The organism is Sphaerochaeta sp. S2, assembly GCF_016406725.1.
GTDB lineage: Bacteria > Spirochaetota > Spirochaetia > Sphaerochaetales > Sphaerochaetaceae > Sphaerochaeta.
Window position 1 is genome coordinate 1 of the sequence record NZ_JAEKNT010000305.1, and the last position, 2027, is coordinate 2027.

The window sequence follows — 2027 nt, forward strand, 5'->3', positions numbered from 1 at the left end:
GCTATTTCTGTTGTATCAAAAATATTACAATCAGCAGAAGCTAAAAAATCAAAACCAGAGAAGTTAGAAGTAATTGAAAAAGCTGTACCAACTGTAGTTGAAGAAGATGAAGACGAAGAATTGATTGCTGTAATCTCAGCGGTGATAGCTGCGAGCTTAAACACATCAATTCATAATATAGTTGTTAAGAATATCGTTAGAAGTAATGATCATTCTCCTAGTTGGGCAAAGACTGGAAGAATTGAGCAGATGAATACAAGATTTTAATTAGGGGGATACTCATGAAAAAGTTTAATATAACTGTAAATGGCAAGTCTTATGAAGTAGAAGTAGAAGAAATCGGCGGCGTGCCAACAGCTCCAGCAGCTCCAAGAGCAGCAAGACCAGCAGCACCAGCTGCGGCACCAGCAGCAGCAAAGGCTGCAGCAGCACCGAAAACTGCACCAGCAGCAGGTGGCACTCAAATAACAGCACCAATGCCAGGTACAATCTTTGATTTAAAAGTAAGCGAAGGCGATACAGTATCAGCAGGTGATGTAGTTTTAGTGTTAGAAGCAATGAAAATGGAAAATGAAATCTCAACTCCAGTAGATGGTACGATTACTCAAATCCTAGTTAAAACAGGTGAGTCTGTAAACGGTGGAGATGTAATGATTGTAATTGGATAATCTACGATAAGGAGGAGACACTATGGGTCAAGCGCTAATGAATTTTTGGGGAGACACTGGTTTCGCCAATATAGAAGGCGGCCAAATTATCATGTTAATGGTATCTTTTGTGCTGTTATTCTTAGCAATTAAGAAAGGCTTTGAGCCTTTACTATTAGTACCTATTGCCTTCGGTATGTTACTTGCGAACTTGCCTGTAGCAGGTGTTATGGCTAAACCAGTCATGCAACTTGTTCCAGAGGCAACCGCTCACGCAATGAGTTTAGAAGGTAATGCACTTGAAATCCTTGGTGATGATGGTAGTGTAATTGGACATGCTGTGATGTATTTAAAAGACATCGGTGGTCTACTATATTACTTATTCCAGGGAGATCATTTAGGTATATTTCCACCACTTATTTTCTTAGGTGTTGGAGCGATGACAGATTTTGGACCGTTGATTGCAAATCCTAGATCATTATTACTAGGCGCAGCAGCTCAATTCGGTATTTATGTAACGTTTGCAGGTGCCATCGCACTTGGATTTACAGCTCAAGAAGCATCAGCAATAGGTATTATCGGAGGAGCCGATGGACCGACTGCAATATTCCTTGCTTCAAAGCTAGCACCACAAAAGTTAGGGGCGATAGCTGTAGCGGCATATTCTTACATGGCACTTGTGCCGGTAATTCAGCCACCTATCATGAAGCTATTAACAACTGAGAAGGAAAGAAAAATCAAAATGAAGCAGTTAAGAAATGTTTCTAAGATTGAAAAAATAATCTTCCCAATCGTTGTTACAATCTTAGTAGCATTAATTGTACCACCAGCAACTGCACTAGTAGGTATGTTAATGTTGGGTAACCTATTCAAAGAGTCAGGTGTTGTTGGAAGACTGACAGATACCGCTCAAAATGCATTGATGAATATTGTAACAATCTTCCTTGGTGTAACTGTAGGTGCAACAGCTTCAGCTGAGTACTTCTTACAAGCTGAGACATTAAAGATTATTGCATTAGGAATAATCGCCTTTGGATTTGGTACTGGAACAGGTGTGTTGTTAGCAAAGTTAATGAACAAATTATCAGGTGGCACAATCAACCCATTAATCGGTTCAGCAGGTGTATCAGCAGTACCGATGGCAGCAAGAGTATCACAAGTAGAAGGTCAGAAAGCAGATCCTTCAAACTTCTTACTAATGCATGCTATGGGACCTAACGTAGCTGGTGTAATTGGATCAGCTGTATCAGCGGGTGTGTTATTATCATTATTTGGATAAAATATAGAATCTAGCCTAAGGCTAGATTTTTTTTGTCCTAAATTTAGTGATTGAAGTATACTTATTGAATACTTGTTTTTAGTTGTTGTATTATGTGTTAT

At 39.3% G+C, this 2027-nt stretch carries 3 protein-coding genes; all 3 read left to right on the forward strand.

Annotation, left to right across the window (positions count from 1 at the left end):
* Positions 1 to 267, forward strand: a 267-nt coding sequence (locus JF818_RS09025; RefSeq protein WP_198891686.1) for a hypothetical protein, incomplete at its 5' end; no start/stop codon positions are given.
* 14 nt (positions 268 to 281) lie between these two features.
* The gene (locus tag JF818_RS09030; RefSeq protein WP_198891687.1) at positions 282 to 668 is read left to right on the forward strand and encodes a biotin/lipoyl-containing protein; all 387 of its coding nucleotides are present in this window, start codon (positions 282 to 284) and stop codon (positions 666 to 668) included.
* A 22-nt stretch (positions 669 to 690) separates the two neighbouring features.
* Positions 691 to 1926, forward strand: a complete 1236-nt coding sequence (locus tag JF818_RS09035; RefSeq protein ID WP_233066960.1) for a sodium ion-translocating decarboxylase subunit beta — start codon at positions 691 to 693, stop codon at positions 1924 to 1926.
* The last annotated feature ends 101 nt before the right edge of the window (positions 1927 to 2027 follow it).

Excerpts from the sequence above, each read along its gene's own strand:
- JF818_RS09035 (WP_233066960.1), top strand. The coding sequence starts at position 691 with ATGGGTCAAGCGCTAATGAATTTTTGGGGAGACACTGGTTTCGCCAAT.
- JF818_RS09030 (WP_198891687.1), top strand. The coding sequence starts at position 282 with ATGAAAAAGTTTAATATAACTGTAAATGGCAAGTCTTATGAAGTAGAA.